The following is a 1,815-nucleotide window of genomic DNA, read 5'->3' on the forward strand; positions in this document are numbered from 1 at the left end:
ATAAATTTATTATGGAAGATGTTGTAAACACATCAGCGCCTTCTGTTCCCGCATGCGCTCTAACGGAACTTCCTGTCACACAGAACCCAAACACCGGAACTCCTATTTAACATGCATTTTGAAATCCTGCGAATGAGCGAGCATTCGTGAGAATATCCCTATTCTCTGAGGGAGCTTAATAAAAACAAGGATCAGTTATTGTGATATTTATCCACTCTTTGTTTTATCAACTATTAATTTCATTTTCTTTTCCTGTGATCGGATAGGTACGTACTATCTCCACAATCACTTTCAAACACTCGCTACTGGATAGATCAGCATCATAAACATACCCTTCTATGTATTTACGCAACTTCTTTATGAGAAACTCTTCCGTCTCTTGGTTCGTTTCCATGCACGCAGCCCCTAGCTACTATTATATGAATTGCTTAGTTTCCCTAAAAAGCATAATGACCGCCTAATTAAAGCCAGATAGGCGGTTTAGTTCACCTGATTACCACCCTGGAATTATTCTGATTCAAACCATCATTACTGAAGGGCGGAGAAAGCCTAAAAGAATCGACGATAAAGTTCTCTTCTGCGCTCGCCGCGGAGCTGTGCATATATTTGAGTGGTCGATGCCTTCTCATGTCCCAGCATGCCTTGAATGAAATCCAAAGGTGCTCCGTTGTCCAGCAACTGACACGCATAAGTATGACGAAAACGATGAGGGTACACGTTAGTTGCGACCTCTCCCCGGTTTGCAAGTCGTTTTATTGACCACCTGATCGTGGGAATGGCCATCCTGCGAGTAGGATAAGTGTCGGTTACAAACAAGGCTTTACAAGAGTCCTTGCGACTTGCCAGATACTTCTTCAACCAGACCTTGCACTCGGTTGTGAAATAAACTTCTCTTTGCTTCGATCCCTTACCATTAACGATTGCAGAGCAATTCTCCCAGTTCAAATCTTCAATGTTTATCTTTTGTACTTCTCCAACTCGGCAACCGGTAGTGTATAGGAACTCTAGAAGAGCTCGTTCCCGCATGGATAGACAAGAGATCTTCAAATGGATCACATCTTCCTCGATTAAAAACTTCGGAATACGTTTTTCCATCTTAGGCTCTCTTAATTTTAGAGATGGATTTGATGTTAGGTAGGTTTCTTCGTAAGCAAAGCGAAACAAAGATCTGACAAAGCGGATACGATGCCCTAAACTACTTGGCTTCAATCGATCAGATTGTTTCGCTAAATATTCCTTTAACAGCTGAAGCGTAACATCTGAAATATGGATATCGCCAAGTTCATTAACCAGCATTTTTAGCTGCAGGGCGTATGCTTTTAGAGTTTGCATACTAAATCCCTGGATGCGCTTATCGGCCTCATACAGTTTCCACAATTGACTTATGTTCATAATAAATAAAACCTCCTATTAGTCCTATTAAATCTAGGTTTTCTTCTAATGGGAGGTTTTAATCTGTTTATATTGAACTAGCGTTATCCGTTAGCTCAATAAACTATAAAGACTACCGAAGGTATACATGTAATATTTCATTAACCGCCTTATACCGAACGGTACACATGGTAGTGTAAGAATCCGGGACTAGCCCGCCTCCTCTGAACTTCCTGGTGCTTAAAATTGACAGAAGAATAGGCAACAATTAATTGCGTCGATTAAAATAAAAAATAAACAAAAATATTGATAAAGCAAAAAGAACTAAAAAAGTTGTTACATATTTCGTTATCGGTGCTTCCGAATTCGCAGTAAAGGTTGACAAGATAACTATAGGCAATAAAACCAAGAAGTCGAATATATATCTTTTCTTTACTATGTAAT

Annotated in this window: 2 protein-coding genes; both read right to left on the reverse strand. The window is 39.6% G+C overall.

Annotated elements, in window-relative coordinates; translation table 11 throughout:
- Positions 1–226: 226 nt before the first annotated feature.
- Positions 227–394: a hypothetical protein gene (locus GC098_RS09250; protein WP_171642893.1), complete on the reverse strand. Its 168-nt coding sequence runs from the start codon at positions 392–394 to the stop codon at positions 227–229.
- 155 nt (positions 395–549) lie between these two features.
- Positions 550–1,392, reverse strand: coding sequence for a tyrosine-type recombinase/integrase (locus GC098_RS09255; protein WP_171642894.1), 843 nt, complete (start codon positions 1,390–1,392; stop codon positions 550–552).
- Between the last annotated feature and the right edge of the window lie 423 nt (positions 1,393–1,815).

The sequence above is a fragment of the Paenibacillus phytorum genome, from assembly GCF_013141715.1.
Classification (GTDB): Bacteria; Bacillota; Bacilli; order Paenibacillales; family NBRC-103111; genus Paenibacillus_E; species Paenibacillus_E phytorum.